General features: G+C 66.8%; 24 protein-coding genes. 7 read left to right on the forward strand and 17 right to left on the reverse strand.

The window, feature by feature from the left end; genetic code table 11:
• Positions 1-95: 95 nt before the first annotated feature.
• The gene (locus tag KQ693_RS06415) at positions 96-1,277 is read right to left on the reverse strand and encodes a class I SAM-dependent methyltransferase (RefSeq protein ID WP_267262301.1); all 1,182 of its coding nucleotides are present in this window, start codon (positions 1,275-1,277) and stop codon (positions 96-98) included.
• Positions 1,278-1,369: 92 nt separating this feature from the next.
• Between KQ693_RS06415 and KQ693_RS06420 the strand changes: the two genes are divergently transcribed.
• Positions 1,370-2,587: an aspartate kinase gene (locus KQ693_RS06420; RefSeq protein WP_015716613.1), complete on the forward strand. Its 1,218-nt coding sequence runs from the start codon at positions 1,370-1,372 to the stop codon at positions 2,585-2,587.
• On the forward strand, positions 2,587-3,051 hold the full coding sequence (locus KQ693_RS06425) for a phosphoribosyltransferase (RefSeq protein ID WP_267262302.1): 465 nt from the start codon (positions 2,587-2,589) through the stop codon (positions 3,049-3,051). Before KQ693_RS06420 ends, KQ693_RS06425 begins: the two co-directional genes overlap by 1 nt.
• Positions 3,052-3,093: 42 nt before the next feature.
• On the opposite strand, the gene KQ693_RS06430 is transcribed toward KQ693_RS06425, so the two are convergent.
• Genes KQ693_RS06430 through KQ693_RS06455 form a run of 6 tightly spaced genes read right to left on the reverse strand, consistent with a single transcriptional unit; the run spans position 3,094 to position 11,776 of the window.
• Positions 3,094-4,077, reverse strand: coding sequence for a malate dehydrogenase (locus KQ693_RS06430; RefSeq protein ID WP_267262303.1), 984 nt, complete (start codon positions 4,075-4,077; stop codon positions 3,094-3,096).
• A gap of 39 nt (positions 4,078-4,116) precedes the next feature.
• The gene (gene dnaG / locus KQ693_RS06435) at positions 4,117-5,847 is read right to left on the reverse strand and encodes a DNA primase (RefSeq protein ID WP_267262304.1); all 1,731 of its coding nucleotides are present in this window, start codon (positions 5,845-5,847) and stop codon (positions 4,117-4,119) included.
• A complete protein-coding gene (locus KQ693_RS06440; protein WP_267262305.1) occupies positions 5,826-8,477 on the reverse strand; it encodes an AAA family ATPase in 2,652 nt (883 codons plus the stop codon). Before KQ693_RS06440 ends, dnaG begins: the two co-directional genes overlap by 22 nt.
• 1 nt (position 8,478) lies before the next feature.
• A complete protein-coding gene (locus KQ693_RS06445; protein WP_219759412.1) occupies positions 8,479-8,931 on the reverse strand; it encodes a hypothetical protein in 453 nt (150 codons plus the stop codon).
• 9 nt (positions 8,932-8,940) lie between these two features.
• Complete coding sequence (locus tag KQ693_RS06450; RefSeq protein ID WP_219759413.1) at positions 8,941-11,142, reverse strand: DEAD/DEAH box helicase; 2,202 nt, start codon at positions 11,140-11,142, stop codon at positions 8,941-8,943.
• A gap of 19 nt (positions 11,143-11,161) precedes the next feature.
• The gene (locus KQ693_RS06455) at positions 11,162-11,776 is read right to left on the reverse strand and encodes a GNAT family N-acetyltransferase (RefSeq protein ID WP_219759463.1); all 615 of its coding nucleotides are present in this window, start codon (positions 11,774-11,776) and stop codon (positions 11,162-11,164) included.
• Between the two features lie 36 nt (positions 11,777-11,812).
• Between KQ693_RS06455 and KQ693_RS06460 the strand changes: the two genes are divergently transcribed.
• Entirely contained in the window at positions 11,813-12,892 is a 1,080-nt protein-coding gene (locus KQ693_RS06460) for a PIG-L deacetylase family protein (protein ID WP_267262306.1), read from the forward strand.
• On the opposite strand, the gene scpB is transcribed toward KQ693_RS06460, so the two are convergent.
• Together scpB and KQ693_RS06470 are read right to left on the reverse strand one after the other, a co-directional pair.
• Positions 12,839-13,360, reverse strand: a complete 522-nt coding sequence (gene scpB / locus KQ693_RS06465; RefSeq protein ID WP_219759415.1) for an SMC-Scp complex subunit ScpB — start codon at positions 13,358-13,360, stop codon at positions 12,839-12,841. The genes KQ693_RS06460 and scpB overlap by 54 nt on opposite strands.
• Positions 13,353-13,946 (reverse strand): L-threonylcarbamoyladenylate synthase, encoded by a 594-nt coding sequence (locus KQ693_RS06470; protein WP_267262307.1) that lies wholly within the window; start codon positions 13,944-13,946, stop codon positions 13,353-13,355. Before KQ693_RS06470 ends, scpB begins: the two co-directional genes overlap by 8 nt.
• Between KQ693_RS06470 and pilC the strand changes: the two genes are divergently transcribed.
• Positions 13,945-15,165, forward strand: a complete 1,221-nt coding sequence (gene pilC, locus KQ693_RS06475) for a type IV pilus assembly protein PilC (protein ID WP_219759417.1) — start codon at positions 13,945-13,947, stop codon at positions 15,163-15,165. The genes KQ693_RS06470 and pilC overlap by 2 nt on opposite strands.
• On the opposite strand, the gene KQ693_RS06480 is transcribed toward pilC, so the two are convergent.
• Positions 15,140-15,592, reverse strand: a complete 453-nt coding sequence (locus KQ693_RS06480; RefSeq protein ID WP_267262308.1) for an EVE domain-containing protein — start codon at positions 15,590-15,592, stop codon at positions 15,140-15,142. The genes pilC and KQ693_RS06480 overlap by 26 nt on opposite strands.
• A 70-nt stretch (positions 15,593-15,662) precedes the next feature.
• Between KQ693_RS06480 and KQ693_RS06485 the strand changes: the two genes are divergently transcribed.
• From KQ693_RS06485 to KQ693_RS06495, 3 genes are read left to right on the forward strand one after another with little or no spacing between them, the layout of a single operon-like run.
• Positions 15,663-16,145: a hypothetical protein gene (locus KQ693_RS06485; RefSeq protein ID WP_267262309.1), complete on the forward strand. Its 483-nt coding sequence runs from the start codon at positions 15,663-15,665 to the stop codon at positions 16,143-16,145.
• A 9-nt stretch (positions 16,146-16,154) separates the two neighbouring features.
• Positions 16,155-17,522 carry an FAD-binding oxidoreductase gene (locus KQ693_RS06490; RefSeq protein WP_267262310.1) on the forward strand — a complete coding sequence of 456 codons (1,368 nt, stop codon included), beginning with the start codon at positions 16,155-16,157 and terminating at the stop codon, positions 17,520-17,522.
• A gap of 50 nt (positions 17,523-17,572) precedes the next feature.
• A complete protein-coding gene (locus KQ693_RS06495) occupies positions 17,573-18,508 on the forward strand; it encodes a GGDEF domain-containing protein (RefSeq protein ID WP_267262311.1) in 936 nt (311 codons plus the stop codon).
• Here the strand turns inward: KQ693_RS06495 and KQ693_RS06500 are convergent.
• The 7 genes from KQ693_RS06500 to KQ693_RS06530 form a co-directional block, all read right to left on the reverse strand.
• Positions 18,505-19,584, reverse strand: coding sequence for a prephenate dehydrogenase/arogenate dehydrogenase family protein (locus KQ693_RS06500; protein WP_267262312.1), 1,080 nt, complete (start codon positions 19,582-19,584; stop codon positions 18,505-18,507). The genes KQ693_RS06495 and KQ693_RS06500 overlap by 4 nt on opposite strands.
• A complete protein-coding gene (gene aroF, locus KQ693_RS06505) occupies positions 19,581-20,615 on the reverse strand; it encodes a 3-deoxy-7-phosphoheptulonate synthase (RefSeq protein WP_267262313.1) in 1,035 nt (344 codons plus the stop codon). The genes KQ693_RS06500 and aroF overlap by 4 nt, the downstream gene beginning before the upstream one ends.
• Before the next feature lie 161 nt (positions 20,616-20,776).
• A complete protein-coding gene (locus KQ693_RS06510; RefSeq protein WP_267262314.1) occupies positions 20,777-21,556 on the reverse strand; it encodes a VOC family protein in 780 nt (259 codons plus the stop codon).
• Complete coding sequence (locus tag KQ693_RS06515) at positions 21,556-22,092, reverse strand: YceI family protein (protein WP_219759425.1); 537 nt, start codon at positions 22,090-22,092, stop codon at positions 21,556-21,558. The genes KQ693_RS06510 and KQ693_RS06515 overlap by 1 nt, the downstream gene beginning before the upstream one ends.
• Before the next feature lie 65 nt (positions 22,093-22,157).
• Positions 22,158-22,970, reverse strand: coding sequence for a menaquinone biosynthetic enzyme MqnA/MqnD family protein (locus tag KQ693_RS06520; RefSeq protein WP_267262315.1), 813 nt, complete (start codon positions 22,968-22,970; stop codon positions 22,158-22,160).
• Positions 22,970-24,118 carry an aminofutalosine synthase MqnE gene (gene mqnE, locus KQ693_RS06525; protein ID WP_219759427.1) on the reverse strand — a complete coding sequence of 383 codons (1,149 nt, stop codon included), beginning with the start codon at positions 24,116-24,118 and terminating at the stop codon, positions 22,970-22,972. Before mqnE ends, KQ693_RS06520 begins: the two co-directional genes overlap by 1 nt.
• Positions 24,115-24,795: a hypothetical protein gene (locus KQ693_RS06530; protein WP_219759428.1), complete on the reverse strand. Its 681-nt coding sequence runs from the start codon at positions 24,793-24,795 to the stop codon at positions 24,115-24,117. The genes mqnE and KQ693_RS06530 overlap by 4 nt, the downstream gene beginning before the upstream one ends.
• Position 24,796 lies beyond the last annotated feature (1 nt).

Consider the following 24,796-nt stretch of genomic DNA (forward strand, 5'->3'; position numbering starts at 1 on the left):
TGGGTTTGGACAGTCATCCTTTCCTCTTCCCCAGCGGTAACCGGTTTCACCTTGTTCTTGGTCTTCTTCAACGCGGACCTCCCTCCTTGGGGTTGCTATCCCCGTCTGGCCTTCTCAGCGAAAAGCACCTTGTACTCCCTCACCAAAAGCGTCCTAAAAGCGCCAAAGCGCTCTTCCAGTAGGGGTTCGTACTTGAGAAAGGGGTTTGCCACCAGGAAAAACCCACCGCCCGGCTTCAGCCGGGCCGCCGCCGCTTCCACGAAGGCCTGGGCCACATCCAGGATGACCGCTCCCCCCACGTGAAAGGGGGGATTCGTAACTATGATGTCAAATGCTTCTTCCTCTGTCAAGCCGGGGGCTTGGTCCTGAGCCGGTCTGGATCCCCAACTTACTCCGCCTTCGGCCAAGGCCTCGTCCACGTCGGAGTGAAGCACCCGGGCGGCCAGGCGGTTTTCCTTTAGGCTCCTTTCCAGGGAAAGGACCGACACCAGGTCGTCCTCGAGGGCCGTCACCTCCCCCCCCAGGCGGGCCAGGGGCAGGGTGAGGGCTCCGTAGCCTGCCCCCAGGTCCAGGATGCGCCTGCCGCGGATACCTTCCCGGCCTACCTCCCCCACCAGGGCCTCCAGGAGAAGCACCGAGGCCTTGTCCACCTTCCCCGCGGAAAAGACCCCCGGCAGGTGAAAGAAGGTGAAGGCCTCCCCCAAAAGCCTTGCCTGGAACCGGTTCCAGAGGGAGGGTAGGGGTGGGGCTTCCCGTTCCTTTTCCAGAAGGGCCACCCGCACCGGGCCTTCCCGCTTGAGGACCGTGCCGTAGCCCAGAAGGGCCCGGGCTTCCTTGAAGTAGCGCTCAAAGCCCTTGTTCTTGTCCCCGGCCAGGTAGACCCGCCCCCCCATCCTCAAGGCCCGGGCGGCGGCCACCAAGGAGGCCTCTACGTAGGCGGAGCCCCGGCCTGCGGGCAGGGCCAGGACCACCAGGTCGTAGGCGTTTTCCTCCGCTTCCCAAGGAGGGGCCAGGCGGGCCTTCAGGCCGCTGGCCTGGAGGCAGCGGAAGGCGGCCCTCGAGGTTTCCAGCCTTTCCACCTCCATCCGGCCCTCCAGGGGCAGGCTGGCCAGACCCACCCCGGGGTTCAGGTCCAGGGCCCTCTGGCCGAAGGGGGCCACGGCAGCCTGTAGGGCCTGGTAAACCGGGTCCCGGTACCCCCGGGCCCCCGGCTTCACGTAAAGTACCCCCCCGGGCCGGGGCAGGGGGGTGAGGCGGTGGTATTCCGCTAGGGTCATGCCCACACGCCAAGGATACGGGGCTTGGGGTGAAGGGGCAAATGTGATAATATTCCTTTTCAAGCCGCCCCTTGGGCGGAAAGGAGGCAAACGTGTCCCTGGTCGTGCAAAAATATGGCGGCACCTCCGTGGGCGACCTGGAGCGCATCCACAAGGTGGCCCAGCGCATCGCCCACTACCGGGAGAAGGGGCATAGGCTGGCGGTGGTGGTTTCGGCCATGGGCCACACCACTGACGAGCTCATCGCCCTAGCCAAGCGGGTGAACCCGAGACCTCCCTTCCGGGAGCTGGACCTCCTCACCACCACCGGGGAGCAGGTTTCCGTGGCCCTCCTTTCCATGCAACTCTGGGCCATGGGCATCCCGGCCAGGGGTTTCGTGCAGCACCAGATCGGCATCGTCACGGATGGGCGCTTTGGCGATGCCCGGATCCTCGAGGTGAACCCAAACCGCATCCAGGAGGCCCTGGACCAGGGGTATGTGGCGGTGATCGCCGGCTTCATGGGCACCACCCCCGAGGGGGAGATCACCACCTTGGGCCGGGGGGGTTCCGACACCACCGCCGTGGCCATCGCCGCCGCCCTGGGGGCCAAGGAGTGCGAGATCTACACGGACACAGAAGGGGTTTACACCACGGACCCCCACCTGATTCCCGAAGCCCGGAAGCTTGAGGTGATCGGCTACGACCAGATGCTGGAGATGGCCGCCCTGGGGGCCAGGGTCCTCCACCCCCGGGCGGTGTACTATGCCAAGCGTTACGGGGTGGTGCTCCACGTGCGCTCCAGCTTTTCCTATAACCCCGGTACCCTGGTGAAGGAGGTCAACATGGAAATGGGCAAGGTGGTGACGGGTGCGGCCTTGGATCTGGACCACGCCCAGATCGGGCTTATCGGGATCCCCGATCAGCCGGGGATCGCCGCCAAGGTCTTCCAGGCCCTGGCCGAGCGGGGTATCGCCGTGGACATGATCATCCAGGGGGTTCCCGGGCACGATCCCTCCCGGCAGCAGATGGCCTTCACCGTGAAGAAGGATTTCGCCCAGGAGGCCCTCGAGGCCCTGGAGCCCGTTTTGGCCGAGATCGGGGGAGAGGCCCTTCTCCGCCCCGATATCGCCAAGGTATCCATCGTGGGGGTGGGGCTGGCCTCGGCCCCGGAGATCCCCGCCAGGATGTTCCAGGCGGTGGCCTCCACCGGGGCCAACATCGAGATGATCGCCACCAGCGAGGTGCGCATCTCCGTCATCATCCCCGCCCAGTACGCAGAGGCCGCCTTAAGGGCAGTGCACCAGGCCTTTGAGCTGGATAAACCCTGATGGAAAGGCTTTTCCTGTCCTGGGAGGAGCTCCTTCGCCTGGTGCGCCACCTGGCCGGCCGGCTTCAGGGGGAGGAGTTCGACCTCATCCTGGGGATCGCCCGGGGTGGACTCATTCCCACCGCCCTTCTGGCCCAGGCCCTGGGCGCGCGGGACATCCTCACGGCGGCGGTGATGTTCTACGAGGGGGAGGAAACCCTTCCCGAGCCCGTCTTCTTGCAGTTTCCCCCAGACCCCCTGCTTTTCGGCAAGCGGGTTTTGGTGGTGGCTGACGTGTGGGACTCGGGGCGGACGGCCCTGGCGGTGAAGGCCCGGGTCCGCCAGGCGGGAGGGTTTCCCCTGGTGGCCACCCTGCACTTCAAGCCCGGCCGGAACCAGGTGCCGGACGAACCCGACGTGTACGCCGAGGCCACGGAGGCCTGGGTGGTCTACCCCTGGGCCCCGGAGGTCTGGCTAAAAACCTGACCCCGCCCTGGCCAAAGGCGAGGGCGGGGGCCCAGCCAGGCCCTAGATAAGCCCTAGGGCCTTCACCTGTTCCATCTCGTCCAGAAGCTCCTTTGCGGTGATCTCCATCCGCTTCCTGGCGAACTCGTTGATCTCCAGGCCCTGGACGATCTCGTACTTCCCGCCCCTGGCGGTGACGGGGAAGGAGTAGACGATGCCCTCGGGAACCCCGTAGGAACCGTCCGAAGGAATGGCCATGGAAACCCAATCCCCCTCGGGGGTGCCCAGGGCCCAGTCGCGGATGTGCTCGATGGCGGCGTTGGCGGCGCTGGCGGCGCTGGAGGCGCCCCGGGCCTGGATGATGGCTGCTCCCCTTTGGGCCACGGTGGGGATGAACTCCTTCTCGTACCACTCCATGTCCACCAGCTCCAAGGCGGGTTTCCCGTCCACCTCCGCATGGAAGAGGTCGGGGAACATGGTGGAGGAGTGGTTGCCCCACACGGCAATGCGGCGGATCCGGTCCACGGGAACCCCCGTCTTCTTGGAAAGCTGGGCCTTGGCCCGGTTGTGGTCCAGCCGGGTCATGGCGGTGAAGTTTTTCGGGTCAAGGCCCTCTGCGTTTTTGTAGGCGATGAGGGCGTTGGTGTTGGCGGGGTTGCCCACCACCAGGACCTTGACGTCCCGCTTGGCCACCTCGGCCAGGGCCCGGCCCTGTTCGGTGAAGATCCTGCCGTTCATCTCCAGGAGGTCGCGGCGCTCCATGCCCGCCTTCCTGGGGGCCGCCCCCACCAGAAGGGCATAGTCGGCGTCCTTAAAGGCCACCCTGGGGTCGTCCGTGGCCACGATCCCCGCCAGAAGGGGGAAGGCGCAGTCCTCGAGCTCCATGATGACGCCCTCCAGGGCTCTCAGGGCCTGGGGAATCTCCAGGAGCTGGAGGATCACGGGCTGGTCCTTTCCCAGCATCTCGCCTGCGGCGATGCGGAAAAGAAGGCTGTAACCGATCTGGCCGGCAGCGCCGGTGACCGCCACACGAACGGGGCTTTTCATCCTTTACCTCCTTGGGCCTAAGCCCGAGAGGATTTTACCTTAAAGCTTCCGGTAGATGCGCCGTTCCGCCTCTATGGCCTGGTCCAGTTCCTGGATTTCCCGCAATATCTCCATGCTGGGGTTGCGGCTTAGCTCCTCCTTCAGTTTGGCCCGGCGCTCCAGGTAGTAGGCCTCCCGCAGGCGGGCCAGGGTTTTCTCCAGGATCTCGGGGAACCTGGGCTCGTCCACAGAGGGGACCAACATCAACCTTTCCAGAAGGATACCCCCCGCCTCCTTGCGGCTTAGCACCTGGCGCAGGTAGTCCCGGCGGGGTTCGCGGCTGGCCAGCTCCAGGAACTCGGAAAGCAAGGAGCCTTCCGGGGGCCAGACGTGAAGGGCCGTGTGGTGCACCCACTCGGCGAAGCGTTCCTCCGGCAGGGAGAGGAGGAGGGCCATCACGTCCAGCTCCAGAAGGAGGACCCGGTTTTTGGGCTCGGCCTTGGGGGGTTGGGGGGGTGGACGCCGGCCCCGCTTGAGGCTGGCCAGGTAATCCTCCAGCTGGCGCAGGGAAAGGCCCAACCGCTCCACCACCAGGGCCTTAAGGCGGTCGGCCACCGGGTCGAAGGGCTCAGGGGAGAGCATCCTGGGGGTGAGGGCTTCCAGGACCTTCCGTTTGTGCTCGGGGCGGGTCAGGTCCAGGCCCCGGGTGGCCTCCTGGAAGCGGAACTCCACCTCGGGAAGGGCTTCCTCTAAGGCTTTCTGGAATAGGGCCGGGCCCTCGGGCAGAAGGAGGAGGTCGCCCGGGTCCTTGCTGGGCAGGCGCACCGCATAGAAGAGGAACTTCCGGGCCAAGGAGAGGTCCAGGCTTTGCAGGGTGGCCCTCTGCCCGGCCTCGTCGGCATCAAAGGCCAGGTAGACCTCCCGCACCTCCTGCATCTCCAGAAGACGGGCTTGCTCCTCGGAAAGCCCCGAGCCCAAGACCGCCACCGCCTCGGCGAAGCCCATCTGGTGCAGGGCGATGGCGTCAAAAAGCCCCTCCACCACGATGGCCCGTCCCTGGCGCAGCTTGGCCTTGGCCTCAGGGTAGGCGAAGAGCACCTCCCGCTTGCGGAAGAGGGGGGTTTCCGGGGAGTTCAGGTACTTGGGGGTTTCCTCCCCCAGGGCCCTTCCCGTGAAGGCCACGATCCTGCCCAGGTGGTCCTTGATGGGGAAGGTGATGCGGTTCCTGAAGCGGTCATAGAAGCGCCCGTCCTTTTCCGCCAGGACCCCCGCTTTAAGGCCTTCCTCCGGGCTGATGCCGTGTCGGCTCAGGTGGGTGAGGAGGCCGTCCCCCTTGGCCTGGGCGTAGCCCAGGCCGAAGCGGGCGATGCTTTCCAGGGAAAGCCCCCGCCTTTGCAGGTACTCCTGGGCCTCGAGGGAAGCCTTGAGCCCCTCCAGGAAGTACTCCTGGGAGAGCTTGAGGACATCCAAAAGCTCCCGGCGCTTGGCGGGGGCACCCGCTTGGGGAATCTCCACCCCCGCCTCCTCTGCCAGGCGCTCCAGGGCCCCCATGAAGTCCAGGCCCTCGATCCTTTCCACGAAGGCGAAAAGGTCGCCTCCCGCCTTGCAACCGAAGCAGTGGAAAAGCCCCTTCTCCTCGTCCACGTAAAAGGAGGGGGTCTTCTCCTGGTGGAAGGGGCAGAGGCCTTTCCAGCGGCCGCGGCCTGCAGGCTTTAAGGCCACGTACCGAGAAACCACCTCCTTTAGGGAGAGGCGGCGCTTGATGGCCTCTACCGCTTGTGCCGCATCCATCCTGCCCCCCGCTTACGCCAAAGCCCGCGGACCCACCTTCCCAGGATACCGTAACCGCGGAGGGGGTCTTTCGGCTCGCTCCCCGCCAGAAAGGCCTGCCAGACCTGGGTTAGGGGCACGGAGGGGGTGAAGCTTAGGAGGTGGTCCACCCTTTCCCCCTCCTCCAGGAGGAGCTGGGCCCGGAGGAGCCTCGCCACCTCCAGGTGCACCGCAAACCCCGTGCGGTGGGTCTGGTAGAGGAGGTACTGGGAGAGGGCCTGGGCTTTCCTAGGGGCCTTGGGCCAGAGATAGAGGGCCAGGGAGGTGAGGGCGAGATGGTAGACGTAAGGGTTGGAAAGCCGGCGAGCCTCTCGCAGGGCCTCCTTGAGGAGGGGGGTGGGGTCCAGGTTCCTCTGCCAGCGGTGGTGGGCCAAGGCCAGGATGCCGAGGCCCTTGCCGTCGGGATGCTGGAGGGTTTCCTGGAAGAGGTCCTCCCGGAAGCGCCCCTTGAGGGTCCAGGCGGAAAGAAGGGCGGCTGCGAGCCAGGGGTGCGGGGTTTCCCGGTAGGCCCGCTCCCCTTCCTCCAGGGCCTGCTTGAGGCGGCCGGTTTCCAGGAGAAGGCGGAGGCGGGTGGCGTGGTAGCGGGTCTTGGCCTCCAGGTCCGCTTCCCGGTAGGCGGGCGGGGGATGGGGTTCTCCCGGGAGGAGGGATTCCGCCTCTAGATAGTGGCCCAGGTCCATGAGAAGGCCCGCCCTCAGGCTTTGCCCGTGGAGCCTCAAGGAGGCGGGCACCAGGGGATGGAACTCGCTGAGGACCTCGAGGGCCTGCCGGGGCTGGAAGGCCCGCCACAAGGCCCCCGCCACCTGGAGGCGGGCCTGGGCTTCCTCCAGGGGGTAGGGCTTGAGGCCCGGGAGCAGGGGGAGGAGGGCGAGGGGGTTTTGGGCTTGCCGGAAGGCTTGCAGGATGGGGTCTTGGGACCTTGGGCCCCCAGGGGCGTCCCCGGCCATGCCCAGGGAGGCTTGGGCGTCCTGGAGCTCCTTTTCAAGGGCTTCCCGCCAGGGTGGGGGGGCAACCTCGAGGGCCTTTTGGTAAAGGGGTACGGCCCGTTCCGGCTGGCCTTGCCGCCAGGCTTCCTGGGCGAGAAGCCGGAAGGCCTGGGCAGCTTCCCGCTCCTGCATGGCCTCTCTTAGGTGAAGGGCCATGGGCCAGAAGGCTCCCTTTTCCCGGTAAAACCGGGCAGCTGCCCGGTGCCAGGCCTTGGCCTGCTCCTCAGGCACCAGGGCCCGGGCCGCTTGGACCACCTCGGATAGGGGCCTACCCCCTTGCGTGAGGCCCTCCTCCTCCAGGCGCTTGGCGGAGAAGGTCCCCGCCAGCTCCCCCAGGAGTTCCCTAAGGTGCTCCTCGCGCTGTTCCTCCTCGGGGAGGCTGGCCAGGGCTTCCTCCATGACCCCCAGGATCAAAAGGGCCTGCCGTTCCCCCGGGGGGAGGGCGTCCAAGGCGGGTTGCAGGGCGAGGAGAGGGGGTGCCTTCAAACCCCTGGCCTCCAGGGTGGGGTAAAAGAGGGGCTTTCGGCTTTCCACCAGGAGCATGAGGTGGGGAAAGGGATGCTTTAGAAGTTCCCGCAGGGTGCGGTCGGGGGCGTGGAGGTTTTTGGCCACCAGGAGCAGGGGATGGGGCAGACGGTGGAGGACTTCTTTCCAGGCTTCCAGGACGGCCTTCTCCAGGGTGTCCCGGTCCCAGGGGGGGCGGGCCTCGAGGCCCAGGCTGTACCGAAGGGCCAGGGATAGGTCCGGGGAAAGCTCCGCCAGGGCCAGAAAAGCCTCCACCTGGCCGAAGGTTCGTTCCACCGCCTGGCGCAGGGTGGTGCGCAAGGGGGTTTCCGGCCCCATGCGCTCCAGGACCACCGCGGGGTAAGGAGGGTTTTCCAGAAACTTCTCCAGGAGAAGGCTCTTCCCGCTTCCCGGTGGGCCCACCAGGTTTAGGCGGGCGGAGGGGTGATGGAAGGTTTCCCGGAGAAGGCGAAGGAGGGCCTGGCCCTCCGGGTCCAGTTCCACCCGAACCGCCTTCACCCGGGAAACCTCCACCGCCCCCAGGCCCTTGGCCTCCCGAAGGCCCAGGCCTTCCGCCTCCACCCCCGGGGCCAGGGCCAGGGTCTGGGGTTCGGTGAGCACCTCCCCCGGGGAGGCCAGCTTGCTGAGCCTTTCGGCCAGGACCACCGCAGGGCCCACCGCGGTGGGCTCCCCCGCCTGGCCGCTTCCCAGGGGAGCCCAGAGCACCTCCCCGCTGGCCACCCCTGCCCGGGCGGGTAGGCGGGAGGTGCGCACCATCTCCAAGGCCGCCTCCAGGGCCCGCCAGGGCTCTTTGCCTCGAGCCCTTGGGGCTCCGAAGAGGACCAGGACCCCATCCCCCAGGAAGCGGTGGACGAACCCCCCTTTGGCCCGGGCCACCCGGGCGGCTTCCTCCAGGGCCTCCTGCAGATGGTGGTAGGCAGCTTGAAGGCCGGCCTGGAAGTGCTGGCTGGAATCCACCAGGTCGTAGAAGAGGACGCTCACGTAACGCTTCTCCTCGGGCAGAAGAGCCCCCAGGGCCCGGCCGCAGGCCATGCAGAAACGAGCCTCAGGGGGGTTTCTCTGCCCGCACTCGCAGCGCATCTCACTCCCGGAAGAGCATCAGGGGGGGCCAGAGGAGGACCTCCGCCTCCTTGGGCAAGGGGATTTCCGCATAGACCACCACGGGCACGGGGGCCTGGAGTAGGTAAAACCCTTCCCCCAAAGGGGTGGTTCTGCCTCCTAAGCGGTAGCTGGCCCCTTCCCGCTCCAGGAAGGCCGCTCCCTCCAGGGGCTTGGCCCGGCGCACCACTCCGTGCAGCAACACGGGTACCACCCCTGTGGGCGCCGGGGGGGCTCCGCGGTCAAAGGCGTAGAGGATCTGGCCCTGGACCATGGCCTCCAGCACCGGGCTTCCCCAAGGCTCCGGGAAGAGGTGGGCCTCCACGGCGTAGGCCCGGAAGCGGGCGAAGAAGCTTTCGGGGCTTTCCTCAATGGCGGGGCCTTTTGGCTGGCCCAGGGAATGCGACACCGGAGTCGGGGGGTCCTGGGGGACCATGGGAAGAGTTTAATGCAGGGTCCTTTGGGGAAGGGAGAGGGTGAGGTTCGCCGCCAGGACAAGGGCCGCCCCTTTGTCCAGGTACTGGTTGCCGTTCCCGCACTTGGGGGAGAGGACGCAACGGGGGCAACCCTCCTCGCAGGGGCAGCCCTTGAGGAGTTCCAGGGCGGACCGGACCCACTCGGGGAAGCGACGGGCCGCCTGCCGGACGTAGCCCACACCCCCCGGGTAGCCGTCGTAGATGAAGATGGTGGGCCCGCTTCCCGAGGGCAGGGGCCTCGGGTAGAAGGGGTAGGAAAGGCCCCCGATGTCCTGCCTTTCGGCCAGGACGAAGAGGGGCAGGAGGCCAATCATGGCGTGCTCCAGGGCATGGATGCCCCCGGGGATCTGGTGGGGAGGGACCACCAGGGGAGGGTGGAACCAAAGGGCCTCGGTGGGGAAGGAGATCTCGGGAAGCTCTAAGGGGACTTCCTCGAGGACGCTGCCGGTGTAGAAGCGCTTCTTGGCGTAGGCCACCACCCTTTCCCTCAGCACCACCTTGCCCACCCAAACCCCGTGGCCCATGGCCTCCCCCGAGAGAACCTCCAGATCGGTTTCCACCCGAGGCTCGGTGTAGTAGTCCTCGAGGGCCGGAAGAAGCCAGATCTCGCGCTTTCCGTGGTCGATGTTCCGCACCAGGTAGCTTTCCCCCCCGTGCAGGTAGACCGCCCCGGGGTGGGCCTCCCAGTAGGCCTGGCGCTCGTCCAGGTAGCCCAGGACCTCCCCCTCCGGCCCCCGCAGGGTGAAGGTGGTCCCCAGGCCCCGGAGGCTTAGGTCCCGGTGGGGGCGGCGCTTCGGGGTGTAGTAGCGGCCGTCCTTTTCCTTGAGCTCGGCCAGGACCTCCGGGCAGATCACCTCCTCCCGCGAAAGGGGTTTTTCCCAGGCGGCGGCATGCAGGTGCAAAGGGCAGAGGACGGGGTTCTTGGGGTCGGCCACCGCCGCCTCCGGGGGAGTCCTCAGGAGAAGCTCGGGCCGATGAAGGAAGTACTCGTCCAAGGGATCCTCCCTGGGGATGTAGACCACCAGGGCCCTTCGCCTTCCCCTGCCTGCCCGGCCTGCCCGCTGCCAGAAGGCGGACACGGAGCCCGGGTAGCCCACCAGGGCCACAGCGTCCAGCTCCCCGATGTCCACCCCTAGCTCCAGGGCGCTGGTGGAAACCAGGACCCGCACCTCCCCGGACTTCAGGGCCTCTTCCAATCGGCGCCTTTCCTTGGCGGTGTAGCCCGCCCGATACGGGCGCACCCCGGGGTGGACGGCGTAGCGGGCGATGAGCTCGGCGCTTTTCCTGGCGTTGGTGAAGATGAGCCCCCTTATGCCCCCTTCCGCCCAGGTCCGGGCCAGGTAGGCGGCCTCCAGGAGGGGGCTTCGCCGCCTTTCTCCCTTGGCGTCTAAGGGCTTGGGAAGAAGCACCAGAAGCTCCCGCTCCGAGCGGGCCACCTCTTCCCTTAACTCCACAAAGGGAAGGCCGGTGAGGCCTTCCGCATGCTCCTTGGCGTTGCCGATGGTGGCGCTGGCGGCGATCACCTGGGGGTTCGCCCCATAGTGGCGGGCCAGGCGCAATAGGCGGAAGAGGACCAGGGCCACGTGGGTCCCGAAGACCCCCCGGTAGGCGTGAAGCTCGTCCAGGACCAGGTAGCGGAGCCGGGATAGGAAGGAGGCGAACTCCCCGTGCCGGGGTAGAAGGCCAAAGTGGAGCATGTCGGGATTGCTGAGGAGGATGAGGCCCTCTTGCTTGGCCTTCCGCCTTACCTCCCCCCGGGTGTCCCCGTCGTAGGGGTAGATGCCCTTTACCCCCAGGACCTCCGCCATGGCCTTAAGCCGCCTCAGCTGGTCATGGGCCAGGGCCTTGGTGGGGAAAAGGAGAAGGCTTGTTTCCCCTTCCAGGGCAGCCTTGAGCACCGGCGCCTGGAAGACCAGGCTTTTTCCTGCTGCGGTGGAGTAGGCCATGACCACGTTCTTCCCTTCCTCCACCAGAAGAAGGGCCTCCCTTTGGTGGGCGAAGGGCTTTAGCCCCAAAGCCTCGAGGACCCCGGCGAAGACCCCCTGGTAGGGAACGGTCTTGGGAGGGATTTGGGGAAGCAGGCGGGCGAAGACGATCCGCCCCCGGAACTCCGGGTTGGCCTCCAGCCAGTCCCGGTAGCTTTCCCATCCCCTTAGGGCCTCGGGCAGCACCCTTTCATTATGGCCTTCTCTAAAGTTCCTTGACCCAGACCTCGTGGACCACGGGGTGGCCGTGGTAGGGAGCCCAGAAGGGGCTGGCCCGCTTGGCGTAGAGGCGGAAGCCCAGGCTCTGGTAAAGCTTCCTGGCGGCGGCGTTGGCCCGGGTGGTGGAAAGCTGCACGCCCCTTACCCCTTTTTCTTTGAGGCATTCCAGGAATTCGGCCAGCAGGGCCTTGCCGATTCCCCTGCCCTGGGCTTTGGGGTCCACGGCGATGTGCAGGTGGGCGGGGTAAAGCCTCTTCGGGGCCTTGGGGCCCCGGTACAGGAGGAGCCTGAGGAGGTACCGGAGGTGGGGTAAGGGCGGGCCATAGCGGCCGAGGAGGAGTTTCAGGAGGAGGAAGGGCACTCGGGGAAGGAGGTAGAGAGTAAGGGGAAGGTCCGAGCAGGCGCCCAGGATGTAGCCCAGGATCTCTCCTTTCTCCTCGGCCACCCTGTTGCAGCACCCCCGCCGCAGGTAGGGGGCTACGAAGAGTTCCCCCCAAAGCTCCCGGCTGGGAAAGACGAAGGGCCCTGCCCGGCCCAGAAGGAGGGTGCCGTGGGAAAGCCGGGTGATGGCGGAGAGGTCCTTTTCCTCGGCGGGGCGCAGGACCACAGGACCACTCTAGCCCGTAAAATGCCCCTCGTGCGCCGCCTGGCTCCCTGGCAGTGGCTTCTCCTCCTTCTGGCTCTCTACCTGTTTCTGGCGGAGGCCCTCAGGCTTTGGCTCGGCCTCCTCTGGGCGGAGCGGGTGGGGCTTGTCCTTGCGGCCCTGGGGGTGTGGGCCTTCGTCAACGGGCGCTTCATCTTCGCCTACTACCACGCCCTCGCCACTTCCTTGCGGGTGCGAAGGCTACCCTTGGCCCCGGGGCCGGGGCCAGGGGAGCACCTTCTGGTCCTGGCCCCCCATCCCGATGACGAGGTGCTGGCGGCGGCGGGCCTGATGCGCCGCACCCTGGAGGCAGGGGGGCGGGTGAGCGTGGTCTACCTTACCTCGGGGGATGCCTTTGACCTGGCTGCGGGAAGCCCCCTGCCCTCCAAGGAGGCCATGCGCCGCCTGGCCTTAAGGCGCATGGTGGAGGCTTGGCGGGGCCTCGAGGCCCTGGGCCTTCCCCGGGGAAGCGCCTATTTCCTCGGTTTCCCCGACCAGGGGCTTTTCGCCCTCTTTACCACCCACTACTACCTGCCCTACGAAAGCCCCTACACGGGGCTTAAGGCGGTGGCCTACCGTGGGTGTTACCGCCTGGGGCTTCCCTATACGGGGAAGGCTTTGGAGGCTATCCTGGTGGAGCTTCTCTCCTCCCTCAAGCCCACCCGCATCCTCCTGCCAAGCCCCCTGGATGCCCACCGGGACCACCAGGCCACGGGTTATTTCGGCATGCAGGCGGCGGCCTCCTTGGGCATGGAGGATAAGCTGGAGTACTACCTCATCCACGGAGGGTACCAGTACCCCTTGCCCAAAGGCCTCCATCCCCGGCTTCCCCTTTACCCGCCCCCCCGGGGTAGGGGGCTTCCCTGGCGGCGCTTTCCCCTCACCGAGGAGGAGGTTAGGCTAAAGGAAAAGGCCATCCGCGCCCACAAAAGCCAGATGCGCCTTCTCGGCCGGTTTCTTTTGGCCTTCGTGCGGCAGAACGAGCTCTATAGCCCCCTTCCCATCCCCGCCCGGGAGGCCTTAGCCCCGGAGGAGGAGGGGTGGGCCGTCCTCGAGGGGCGGGAGGTCCTCTAGGCTTTCCAGGCCGAACACCTCCAGGAAGCGCTCCGTGGTGCCGTAGAGCTTGGGCCGGCCCGGGGCATCCTTTTCCCCCACCACCCGGATCAGGCCCCGCTCCAGTAGGCTTTCCAGCACGCCCTCCACGCTCTTCCCCCGCATGGCCTCCAGCTCCGCCCGGGCCACGGGCTGGTGGTAGGCGATGAGGGCCAGGACTTCCAGGGCCGCCTTGGAGAGGCGGGGAGGGCTGGGCTTGAGGACCCTTTCCACCGACTCCAGGGCGCTTTCGTGCACCACCAGCCGCCATCCTCCCGCCACCCGTTCCAGGGCTACCCCCAGCTCCCCGTCCCTTAGGTCCGCCTCGAGGGCCTTGAGGGTGCGGAGGAGGGTTTCCTCGGGGTGGCCCAGGGCCTTGAGCTCCTTCAGGGCCACGGGCCTACCGGCGGCGAAGAGCACCGCAAGAAGCTCCGCCTTCAGGCTAGGCATCCTGGAGGTGGGGCAGAAGGGCTTCCTTGGGGATGGCCCCTTCCCGCAGCACCTGGCCCGTGCGCAGGTCCACCACGCTGGAGGCCAAGCCCATGGCCTCCCCCGGGAAGACGTAGTCCACGGCAAAGGCCCGGGCCTCGGCCTCCGTGCGCACCGGGGGCTCGCCGCTCCTGTTGAGGCTGGTGGCCGCGGCATACCCGCCTACCCGGCGGAGAAGCTCCCGAAGCAGGACATGGTCCGGCATCCTCAGCCCCACGGAACCATCCCGGCTGATCCAGGGGGGGATTCCTTGCCCCGGTACCACCACGGTGAGGCCCCCGGGCCAGAAGGCCTCCGCCAGGCGCAGGAACTTATCCCGTAGCTTCCCGAGGTCCGCAAGCTTAAGGGCGCTTTCCAGGTCCGCCACCAGCACCTGGAGGGGCTTTCCCTCCTCACGTCCCTTAAGCTCGTAGATGCGCCGGCAGGCGGCCTCGTCCTCCATCCGAGCCAGCACCCCCCAGACGGTGTCCGTGGGAAAGGCCACCAGGCCCCCACGCCGAAGGGTTTCCGCCGCCTCCTGTAGCTCCTTCTGGTATACTTCTACCATGCCAGTCTACCAGTATAAGGCCCGCGACCGCCAGGGCCGCCTGGTGGAGGCCACCATCGAGGCGGAGGACCTGCGCACCGCCGCCAGGCTCCTGAGGGACCGGGGGCTTTTCGTGGCCGAGATCAAGGAGCCGGGGAGGGGCCTCCAGGCCGAGGTGCGCCTTCCTGCCCTGGAGAGGGGTCCTGGCCTGAAGGACCTGGCCATCTTCTCCCGGCAGCTGGCCACCATGCTGGGGGCGGGGCTCACGCTTTTGCAGTCCCTCTCCATCCTGGAAAGGCAGACCGAGAACAAGAAGTTCCGGGAGATCATTAAGAAGGTCCGCACCGACATCGAAGGGGGCATGGCCTTTTCCGATGCCCTGGCCAAGCACAAGCTCTTCTCCCGGCTTTACGTGAACCTGGTGCGGGCCGGGGAGACCTCGGGCGGGCTGGACGTGATCCTGGACCGCCTGGCCACCTTCCTGGAGAAGGACCTGGAGCTCAGGGGCAAGATCCGTAGCGCCATGACCTATCCCGTGATCGTCTTCGTCTTCGCCGTGGGCGTGGCCTACTTTCTTCTCACGGGCATCGTGCCCCAGTTCGCCCAGATCCTCACGGACCTCGGCTCGGAGCTCCCCCTCCTCACCCGGTTCCTCATCGCCCTTTCCAACTTCCTGCGGGCAGCCACGTTGCCCCTCGTGCTTTTGGCGGTGGTCCTCTTCTTCGTCTACCGCTGGTACTACCGTACCCCCCAGGGGCGGAGGGTGGTGGACCGGATCAAGCTCCGCGTCCCCGTCTTCGGCAACCTCAACCGCAAGACCGCCGTGGCCCGCTTCTCCCGGACCCTGGCCCTCCTCCTTTCCAGCGGGGTGAACATCGTGGAGTCCCTGGACATCACCAAGGGGACGGCGGGCAACAGCGTGGTGGAGGAGATCGTGGACACGGCCAAGCTCAAGGTCCAGCAAGGGGAGCCTTTAAACCTCACCCTGGCCCAGCATCCCTTCGTCTTCCCCCCCATGGTGAGCTCCATGGTGGCCATCGGGGAGGAGACGGGAGCCCTGGACACCCTTCTTTCCAAAATCGCCGACTTCTACGAGCGGGAGGTGGACGAGGCGGTGGCCAGCCTCACCGCCGCCATCGAGCCCCTCATGATCATCTTCCTGGGCGTGATCGTGGGCATGATCGTGGCGGGGATGTTCCTGCCCCTCTTCAAGATCATCGGCACCCTTTCCGCGCAATAAGCCGTTCGGCCACCTCCGGGGGAACCGGCATCACGGAAAGCCGGTTCCCCTTTCGCACCAGGGGGTGGTCCTTAGGGAAGCAGGCCCTGAGCTCCTCCAGGGGAATGAGGGGCCAAGCCTCGAGGAACTCCACCTCCACCGTGTACCACCGGGGCTTTTCCCGGGTGGCCCTGGGGTCGAAGTAGGGGCTTTCTGGGTCGAACTGGGTGGGGTCGGGGAGGAGGGTGCCCACCACCCGGCAGAGCCCGGCGATGCCCGGCGGGTTGGCGTTGGAGTGATAGAAGAAGCAAAGATCTCCCACCTGCATTTGCATCAGGTAGTTCCGGGCCTGGTAGTTGCGCACCCCGTCCCAGAAGGCCCTTCCCTCCCGTTGGAGGTCGAGGATGCTGTACACCTCGGGTTCGGATTTCAAGAGCCAGTAGGCCATGCCTCCAAGTCTAAAGGGGCCTTTAGCGGGGACAAAGCCCCTTTCTGAGGGGTCGGGGAAGCATAAGGGTATGCGGGGCCTTGTGCTGGTGTCCCTTTTCCTTTCCGCCTGCACCCTGACCCTGGAGGTGGTTTACCCGGGCCACCGGATCACGGGCTTGAGGACGCAAGGCACCTACTGCACCGCCGGCAACACCCGGGTGGACTTCGCCTTTGACCTGGAGGGAAGGCTGGACAAGGTGGAGCTTTTCTGGATTCCTGAGGGATTGACCCCGGACCAGGCCCGCCCTGAGGAGCGGTATGCCCTCTCTGGCCCCATCCGTGCGGGATGGGTAAAGGGTTGGTTGGAGGTGACCCCCGAGGGAGAGGTGCTGGCGGTATCCCTTACCTCGCCTGGAAGCCTTTCCCTGAGGCCCCAGGGGATCATCGTGGAGCCCCTGCCCGACCGGAGGCTTTGGCTAAAGGGGTATACCGGGGGTTTGGCGGGGTCCTTCGTGCGGGCGGCCAACCGGGTCCGCCCGGACTCCTCTTCCTCCTGCGACCCTGCCTGGTAGCCTTAGGGCATGGGGGTCCGGAAGTTACCCTCCCTGGCCGAGGCAGTCCGTTCCGAGCTCAGGACCCTCTTTGGGCCCAGGGTGCTTCTTTCCCGTTCGGAAAAAGGGGTTTACCGCTATGACGCCATCCTGGTGGGGCCAGAGCCTCTGGCGGTGGTCCTGCCCGAATCCCGGGAGGAGGTGCAGGCCCTGGTGCGCCTGGCCCGCAAGCATGGTCTTTCCCTGGTGGCCCGGGGTGCGGGAAGCGGTTTGAGCGGCGGGGCGGTGCCCGAGGAGGGAGCCCTCGTGGTGGCCTTCACCCGCATGACCCGCCTGGAGCTGGACCCCAGGGGCCGCACCGCCTGGGCCGAGCCCGGGGTGACCACGGCCAGGATCTCGGAGGAGGCCAGGCCCTACGGGCTTTTCTACCCCCCCGATCCCGCCTCGTGGCGCACCAGCACCCTGGGGGGAAACCTGGGGGAGAACGCCGGGGGACCCCTTTGCTTCAAGTACGGGGTCACGGGGGATTATGTGCTGGAGCTGGAGTTCGTGGATGCCTGGGGCGAGGTTCACCGCCTGGGCCGCCAGGCCTACGACCTGCCTGGCCTCCTCATCGGTTCGGAAGGAACCCTGGGCCTCATCACGGGGGTGCGGGTGCGCCTCCTTCCCTTGCCCCGGTACCGGGCCACCCTGATGGCGGCCTTCCCCGAGGTGGGTGCCCTGGCGCAGGCGGTTTCCCAGGCCATCGCCCGGGGGGCGGTGCCCGCCAGGCTGGAGTTTTTGGACCCCATCTGCGTGAACGCCGTGGAGGACTACCTGGGCATGGGCCTTCCCCGGGGGCACGCCCTCCTCCTGGCGGAAACCGATGGGGATGACCTCGAGGTGGTCCAGGAGGAGCTTTCCCTGGTGGAGGAAACCGCGGCCAGCCTTGGAGCCAGGGTGCAAAGGGCCCGGAATGAAAGGGAGGCGGAGGCCCTTTGGCGGGCCAGGCGGAGCGTGAGCCCGGCCTTGGGCCGCATCCGCCCCAAGCGGGTCAACGAGGACATCGCCGTGCCGAGAAGCCATCTTCCCCAGGTGGTGCAGGAGATTTCCGCCTTGGGGGAGGCCTACGGCCTGGTGGTGGCCCAGTTCGGCCACATCGGGGATGGAAACCTGCACCCTAACATCCTCTTTGACCCGAGAAGGGAAAGCGAGGAGCGGGTGTGGGAGCTGGCCCACGAGATTGCCCGGGTGGCCCTCAGGCATGGCGGCGTCCTTTCCGGGGAGCACGGGATCGGCCTCATGAAGCGGGAGTTCATGAGGGAAGCGGTGGACGAGGCTACCCTCGAGGCCTTCCGCACGGTCAAGGCCACCCTGGATCCCGAGGGCATCCTGAACCCGGGGAAGCTCCTACCCTAGCCCAGATTCCTTTCACGGGGTTTTAACAGGAACCGGTCTACTCTGGAAGCATGGATAGCCGGGGCCGGTTCTTCTACCTTGCCAGCTGGGTGGGGATGGCCCTGGGCCTTTTGCTGCAAATGCGGATGTTTCCACCCCGGGGCCTGGAGGTTCTCCTCTACTGCCTTTTCATCCTCTCCGCCCTTTGGGCCCTGAGCCGGGGTCCCAAGCTGGCCCCCCGCTTGCTCCTCCATCCCCTGGGGGCGTATCTGCTTTTTGAAATGTGGCGGGTCGGGGATAGCTGGCCCCTGGTTGGCTTTTTCAGCCCCGCTTTGTACCTTTTGGCCGGGCTTGCCTATCCTCCCTGGTCCTTGGGGCACCTCTTGGGCGCTTTTTGGGGTGGGGTCTTGGTCCTGACCCCGCTCCTGCTGGGCCGAGATCTGGACTTCTGGCCCCACTTTGCCGTGAGCCAGATGATCCTCGTGGGCCTCACCTTCCTCCTGGTGCGCTTCCGCGAGCTCCACGGTCAGATGCGCTTCTGGCGGGAGCAGGCCCTCACCTGTCCCCTCACCGGCCTTCCCAACCGGAGGGCCCTGGAGATGGCCCTGGAGCGGGAGGCGGCGCGGGTGGAACGGGGGGAGGCACCCTTTGCCTTGGTCCTATTGGACCTGGACGATTTCAAGCAGGTGAACGACACCTACGGCCACCAGGAAGGGGATCGCCTTCTCAAGGAGGTGGCCCAGTACCTGGTGGCCCACGTGCGCCAGGGGGACCTGGTGGGGCGCTGGGGCGGGGAGGAGTTCGCCCTCCTCCTTCCCAAGACCCCTGGAGAGGAGGCCGTGCAGGTGGCGGAGAGGCTCAGGCAGGGCCTCAAGCGCCTAGGGGTAATGGGGAGCTTCGGGGTGGCGGTGTACGAGGGGGACCTGAAGGATCTGTTCCAAAAAGCGGACCGGGCCCTCTACCTGGCCAAGGAAGGGGGCAAGGACCGGGTGGAGCGGAGTCTTTAGGGCAGGCGGTACCCTGCCTGAGCCAGCACCTCCCGGGCCCTTTCCCGCTCCTCCCGGCTGCCGAAGCCCAGGCGGATGGCCCCGGCTTCCTCCCGGATGGTGAGGACCTCGATGTCCTTGATGTTGACCCCGGCCTCCCCCAAGGCGGTGGCGATCCTGGCGATCTGGCCGGGGCGGTCCGGCACCTGGACCACCAGATCGTGCATCTCGGGAAGAAGGCTCCGGCGCACGATGGGAAGGCTATCCCGGGTGCGCTTGGCTTCCTCCGCCGCCTGCAGAAGGGCCTCGGGTTCATCCAGAAGTCCCTCCAGTTCCCAGAGGACCTCCCTTAGCTCCTCTATGGCTTCCTTGAGGGCTTCCTTGTTCTCCACCACCATGTCCCGGCTCATCCTGGGGGATCCCGAGGCCACCCGGGTGAGGTCGCGGAAGCCCCCGGCCGCCAAGAACATCAGGAGGTCCCGGTGGGGGCTTTGGGCCACCAGGCGGTTCAGGGCCACCGCCAGGAGGTAGGGCAGGTGGGAGATGCGGGCCACCAAGTTGTCGTGAAGCTCCGGGGTCATCTCCAAGGGGTAGGCCCCCAGGGCCTCCACCAGCTTCCGGATCCCCTCCTTGGCCCGGGGGCTGGTTCGTGAGGTAGGGGTTAGGACCCAGATGGCGTTTTGGAGAAGGCCGGCGTGGGCATTCCCCACCCCGGCCCGCTCGCTTCCCGCCATGGGGTGGCCCCCCAGGAAGTGGGGGAGAAGGCCCTCCAGGGCCCCCACCACCTTGGCCTTGACGCTGCCCACATCGGTCCAGAGGCTTTCCGGGCTGGCGAAGGGGGCCAGGGCTTTCCCCAGCTCCACCAGGGCCCCCACAGGGGCGGCCAGGACGCCGAGCTGGAGCTCCCCTACCCAGGGTCCCAAGGTGGGGTGCACGCGATCCGCCACCCCCAGGAAAAGGGCCTTTTCCAGGGCCTCGGGATCCTGGTCGTAGGCGTGGATCTCCTCGGCCAGGAAGCGCTCCTTCAGCCCCAGGGCCACGCTCCCGCCCAGAAGCCCCACGCCGAAGATGCCCACCTTGGCGAAAAGGGGCTTCATCCCAGAACCGGTGCGGAGAGGGTTTTGCCCAGGGCCTCCACCAGGCGCCGGGCCTTGGCCATGAGCTCGGCAAACTCCAGCTCGTGAAGCTGCTGGGCCGCATCGGAGAGGGCCTTTTCGGGCTCGGGGTGGGTTTCCACGATGAGGCCATCCGCCCCGGCGGCCAACCCCGCCAGGGCCAGGGGGATGACCCATTCCCGTCGGCCTGCGGGGTGGGAGGGATCCACCCAGACGGGAAGGTGGGTGGAGCTCTTGAGCACGGGAACCGCCGCCACGTCCAGGGTGTAGCGGGTGGCCTTCTCAAAGGTGCGGATGCCCCGTTCCACCAGGATCACCTGCATATTGCCCCGGGAGAGGATGTACTCCGCGCTCATCAGGAACTCCTCCAGGGTCATGCTCATGCCTCGCTTGAGGAGGGCGGGTTTCCCCACCTCGCCCACCGCCTGAAGCAGGGGGAAGTTCTGGGCGTTGCGGGCTCCGATCTGCAGGACGTCGGCGTACTCCGCCACCAGCTCCACCTGGTCTGGGGATAGAACCTCGGTGACCACGGGAAGCCCGGTTTCCCGCCGGGCCTCCGCCAGGATTTTTAAGCCTTCCACCCCCAGGCCCTGGAAGGCGTAGGGGCTGGTCCTGGGCTTGAAGGCCCCGCCCCGGAGCATGGCGGCCCCGTGGGCCTTCACGTAGCGGGCGGCCTTGAGGGTCTGCTCCCGGGACTCCACCCCGCAGGGTCCGGCGGCGATGAGGACGTGGTCGCCTCCGGTTTTGCCCGTGGGGAACTCCAGCACCGTGGGGAAGGGCTGGACCTCGAGGCTCGCCAGCTTGTAGGGCTTGGAGATGGGGATGACGTCCGCCACCCCGGGAAGGGCGCGGAAGTGCTCCATCAGCTCCGGGGTGGGCCCCCGGCCAATGGCCCCCACCAGGGTGGTCTCCACCCCCCGGGAAACATGGGGCCGGTACCCCACCTTCTCGATTTCCCGGATGACCTCATCCAGCTCCGCTTCCGTGTGTCCCCGCTTCATCACGATCAGCATCTTGGCCTCCTAAAAGCCTTGGGCGCCCCCTTTTTGGGGGCGCCCTCTTGCGGAAAAACCCTATGCGGACCGCAGGGCGCCCCCGGCGGGATAATAAAAGCCGAAGTAGCGCCCAGAGGTCCGCATATTGCCCCTAAGCTTAGTTAAGGTGGAAACCCCTGTCAAGAGGGCGCAGGGGCCTTGGTCCCTGGAGCTGAAAGGCGAACCTCTGCCCCTGTGGGATCCCTGAGGGTCATCTCCCGGCCCCAGGGGTCCAGGAGGGTGTAGCCCAGAAGCCCGGTGGCCCCTGGGGGGGCTTTCCGCCTTCCCGCCCAGATGTTGGTCCCCACGTGGTGGTGGTAGCCATCCCAGGCGAAGAAGAGGGCCCCGGGGTAGGTGCGCAGGGTGACCTCCATGCCCAGTTCCCCCGCAAAGAAGGCCTCGGCTTCCTCGAGGCTTTCCACGTGGAGGTGCAGGTGGCCGAGGAGGGTCTCGGGGGGAAGGGGGCCGGGGCTTGGAGCCTCGGAAAGAAGCCTTTCCAGGTTCAAGGGAGCGGTGAACATCAAGGGTCCTTTGGGCCACTCCCCCTCGGGCCGGTCCCGGTAGAGCTCGAGGCCATTCCCCTCCGGATCGCGGAAGTACAGGGCTTCGGATACGCCGTGGTCCGCCGCGCCCTCAAAGTGAACCGGGGCGCTTAGGAGCTTCCGGGCCACCCGCGCCAGGGCCTTCCGGTCGGGCAGGAGGAGGGCGAAATGGTAGAGGCCCACCGAGGGGTAGGGCCTTGGGAGGGCCTGGGGGTCGTGGAGGATCTCCAGATGAAACCCCTCCCCCTCGGGGAACAGCCGGTAGCGGGGTGGGTCCGCCTCCACCTTTAGGCCCAAAAGGTCCCGGTAAAAGGCCAAGGCGGCCTCCAGGTCCCGCACCCTTAGGCTTAGGGAGGAAAGCCGCCTGGGGAAAGCCATTACTGGGCCACCGCCTCCTGGGCCTTCACCGCCTCGGTGTCCACGCTGAAGCGCACCTCCTCGCCCACCAGGACCCCGCCCAGCTCCAGGGGCACGTTCCAGGTGAGGCCGAAGTCCTTGCGGTTCAGCTTGCCCTCGAAGTGGGCGGCCACGCGCTCGTTGCCCCAGGGGTCCTTGGCGGGGCCATGGGTTTCCACCTCAAAGGAAAGGGGCTGGGTGACGCCCCGGATGGTGAGTTCCCCCTCCACCCGGTACCGTCCCTCTCCCAGGGGGGTGATCCGCTCGCTTTTGAACAGGATTTCCGGGAAGTTCTCCGCATCCAGGAAGTCAGGGGAGCGGAGGTGGTTGTCCCGGTCCGGCACGCCGGTATGGATGCTCTTGGCGTCCAGCCGTGCCTCCACCCGGAGGGGCCTCCCCGCCTCGTCGGTTTCCACAAAGCCCTCTTTAAGGTTCAGGGTGCCTTTAACCGTGGCGATCATCATGTGGCGCACGGCGAACTCGATGCTGGTGTGGGCTGGGTCTAGGTTCCAACGCATTTCCGAACCTCCTTGGGCTCGAGGCCCAAGGGTATAGTATCCATAGTGCTATAGTCTGTCAAGCATTATCCCGGATAGTAGCTGGGGGAGAAGGTAAGGCCCAGGCCCTGGGCGAAGGCCTGTAGGCCCAGGCGGTCGGGCTCCTCCAGGTGGTAGCGGAAGTTCCAGAGGTAGTGCTCCACCCAAGCGGGGTGGAGGCCAAGCCGCCGGGCCTCGGCCTCGGCCACCTCCCCCAGCCGGGCAAGCCCCTGGCGCCGGGCCCTCCTTAAGGCCCGCACCAGCTCCTGGGGGGGAGGGGTTTCCTTGCGGTAGGCCCAGACGGCGAAGACGAAGGGAAGGTGGGTGCGCTCAAACCAGAGCATGGAGAGGTCTACCACCTCCACCTCCCCGAAGCGGGTGGGGAGGGCGTGGGGGGTTTCGGGGAGGTGGTCTAGAAGGCTGGCGTAGGCCCTTATGGCCCTGTCGCCGATCAGCAGGACCCCGTCGTACTCGTCAAGGAGCTCAAGCCCTCCTTCCCGGTTCTCGTACCGGGGGAAGACCCCCCGTTCCCTTAAGAGGAGCTTCAGGAGCTCCACGCTGGTGGCGCTCTCCGTGGTGAGGGCGATCCGCCTTAGGTCCGCAAGCCCTCCCTTGTGGAACAGGTTCACCGAGTACACCCGCCCCAGCACGGCCACGGAGAAGTCGGGAAGGAGCCCGAGCTCCTCCTGGTGCTCCAGGTAGAAGTAGCTGGAAACCAGGGAAAGCCCCACCTCCCCCGAGAGGACCATGCGGTTGAGCTCCGAGGGGACCCCGTAGCGGAGGGCCCAGCCGTTGGCCTCCAGAAAATGGTAAAGGGGAGCGGTGTTGGCGTAGAGGGGAACCCCTAAGGAGTAGATCATCAGGCCCCTTGGGTACCTCCCTCGGCCAGAGGAGCCGCCACGCTGTCCCAGACCCGGATCTCCCGGTAAAGGGCGTCCCGCTCCACGGGGATCCGCCCCGCTTTGCGGATGATCTCCGCAAGCTCCCTCTTGGATAGCCCCTTGGGGGTGGGGCTTCCCGCCATGTGGACGATGCGCTCCTCGATCAGGGTGCCGTCGATGTCCGTGACCCCCCAGTCCAGGGAAACCTGGGCCAGCTCCGGGGTCAGGGTGGCCCAGTACCCCTTGATGTGGGGGATGTTGTCCAGATAAAGCCGGGCCACGGCCAGGTTGCGGAGGTCGTCCAGTCCGGTGGTGAACTCCCGCTTGCCGAGCTGCTTTGCCAGCAGGTTGCCGTCCGGCTGGAAGGCCAAGGGGATGAAGCTCATGAACCCCCCGGTTTCGTCCTGGAGCCGGCGGAGCCGGTCCATATGGTCCAGGCGCTCCTCGAGGGTTTCTATGTGCCCGTAGAGCATGGTGGCGTTGGTGGGGATGCCGAGTTCGTGGGCGGTCCGGTGGATCAAAAGCCACCCCTCGGCGGAAACCTTGGCCCGGGCGATCTCCTTGCGCACCCTTTCGGCGAAGATCTCCGCCCCGCCCCCCGGCATGGCGTCCAGCCCCGCCTCCTTAAGGGCCTGGAGCACCTCCTTGTAGGGGAGGCGGGCGATCTTGGAGAAGTGGTGGATCTCCGCCGCCGTCCAGGCCTTCACCTGGACCCCGGGGAAGCTCGCTTTTAGGGCCCGCACCAGGTCCAGGTAGTAGGAAAAGGGCCTTTTGGGGTGGTGGCCCGCCGTCAGGTGGATCTCCGTGAGGCCGGGCTGGTACCGCTCCCTCACCCAGGCCACCACCTCCTCCACATCCCAGTCCCAGGCTCCCTCCTCCCCGAACTTTCTCTGGAAGGCGCAGAAGGTGCAGCCCACGTAGCAGATGTTGGTCTGGGAAACGCGGATGGAGTGGACGAAGTAGGTCTTGTGCCCGTGCTTTTTCTCCCGCACCCGGTTGGCCAGGCGCATGAGGCCTGGCAGGTCCCGGGTTTGGTAGAGAATGAGCCCTTCCGCAAAGGTGAGGCGTTCGCCAGCCTCCACCTTTTCGGCGATGGGCCAGAGCTTGGGGTCCCGGATGCCCTTCACGAGGAGGAGTCTACCCCTTCCCGGAACCTTTGGACTAGGGCCATGACTTCCCTTCGCCTCCCCCCCACGCTTTTCCCCGGCAGAAGGCCTCGCAGGTAGCGATCGGTGAGGAGGAGGTCCACGTAGGGGTAGACGGTGGCGGCCATGACCGCATCCAAAAGGTCGGAAGGGCGGGGCTTGCGGTTTAGGTCCGAGGCCATGCGGGCGAGGAGCTCGGCCAACAGGCGCACGAAGGGCACCTCCTTGAGCCCGGTGCGCCCTTTTATCTCCTTAAGGGCACCCTCGAGGGCCTCCCGGTAGGGCAGGCCCCTCAGGGCCTCGGGCAGGCCCTGGAAGGGGGAGAGGTCGGCGGGGGTCTCCCAGCTTCCCCCCCGCCAGAGGAAATCCTCGGGGGAAAGCCCCCGCTCCTGGCGGACGGCCACCTCCTGCCAGGGGCGCACCCAGTACCCCTGGGAAAGCTCGGAGAAGAGGTCCTGCATGGCGGGTAGCAGGTAGCCTGCCTTTTCCTCGGGACCCCGGATGGGGAAGAGGGTTTCCAGGGCGTGGAAGGGGCTTGGAGGGGCCAGGACCCGGCCCTTCAGGGCCAGGTAGAGCTCGCCGAAGGCCTCGTGTCCCCGTTGGCCCAGGCGGTGCTTGGCCATGCGGCTGGCGTAGTTTTGATCCAGGTAGACCAGCAAG

This window comes from Thermus brevis (assembly GCF_026427635.1).
Classification (GTDB): domain Bacteria; phylum Deinococcota; class Deinococci; order Deinococcales; family Thermaceae; genus Thermus; species Thermus antranikianii.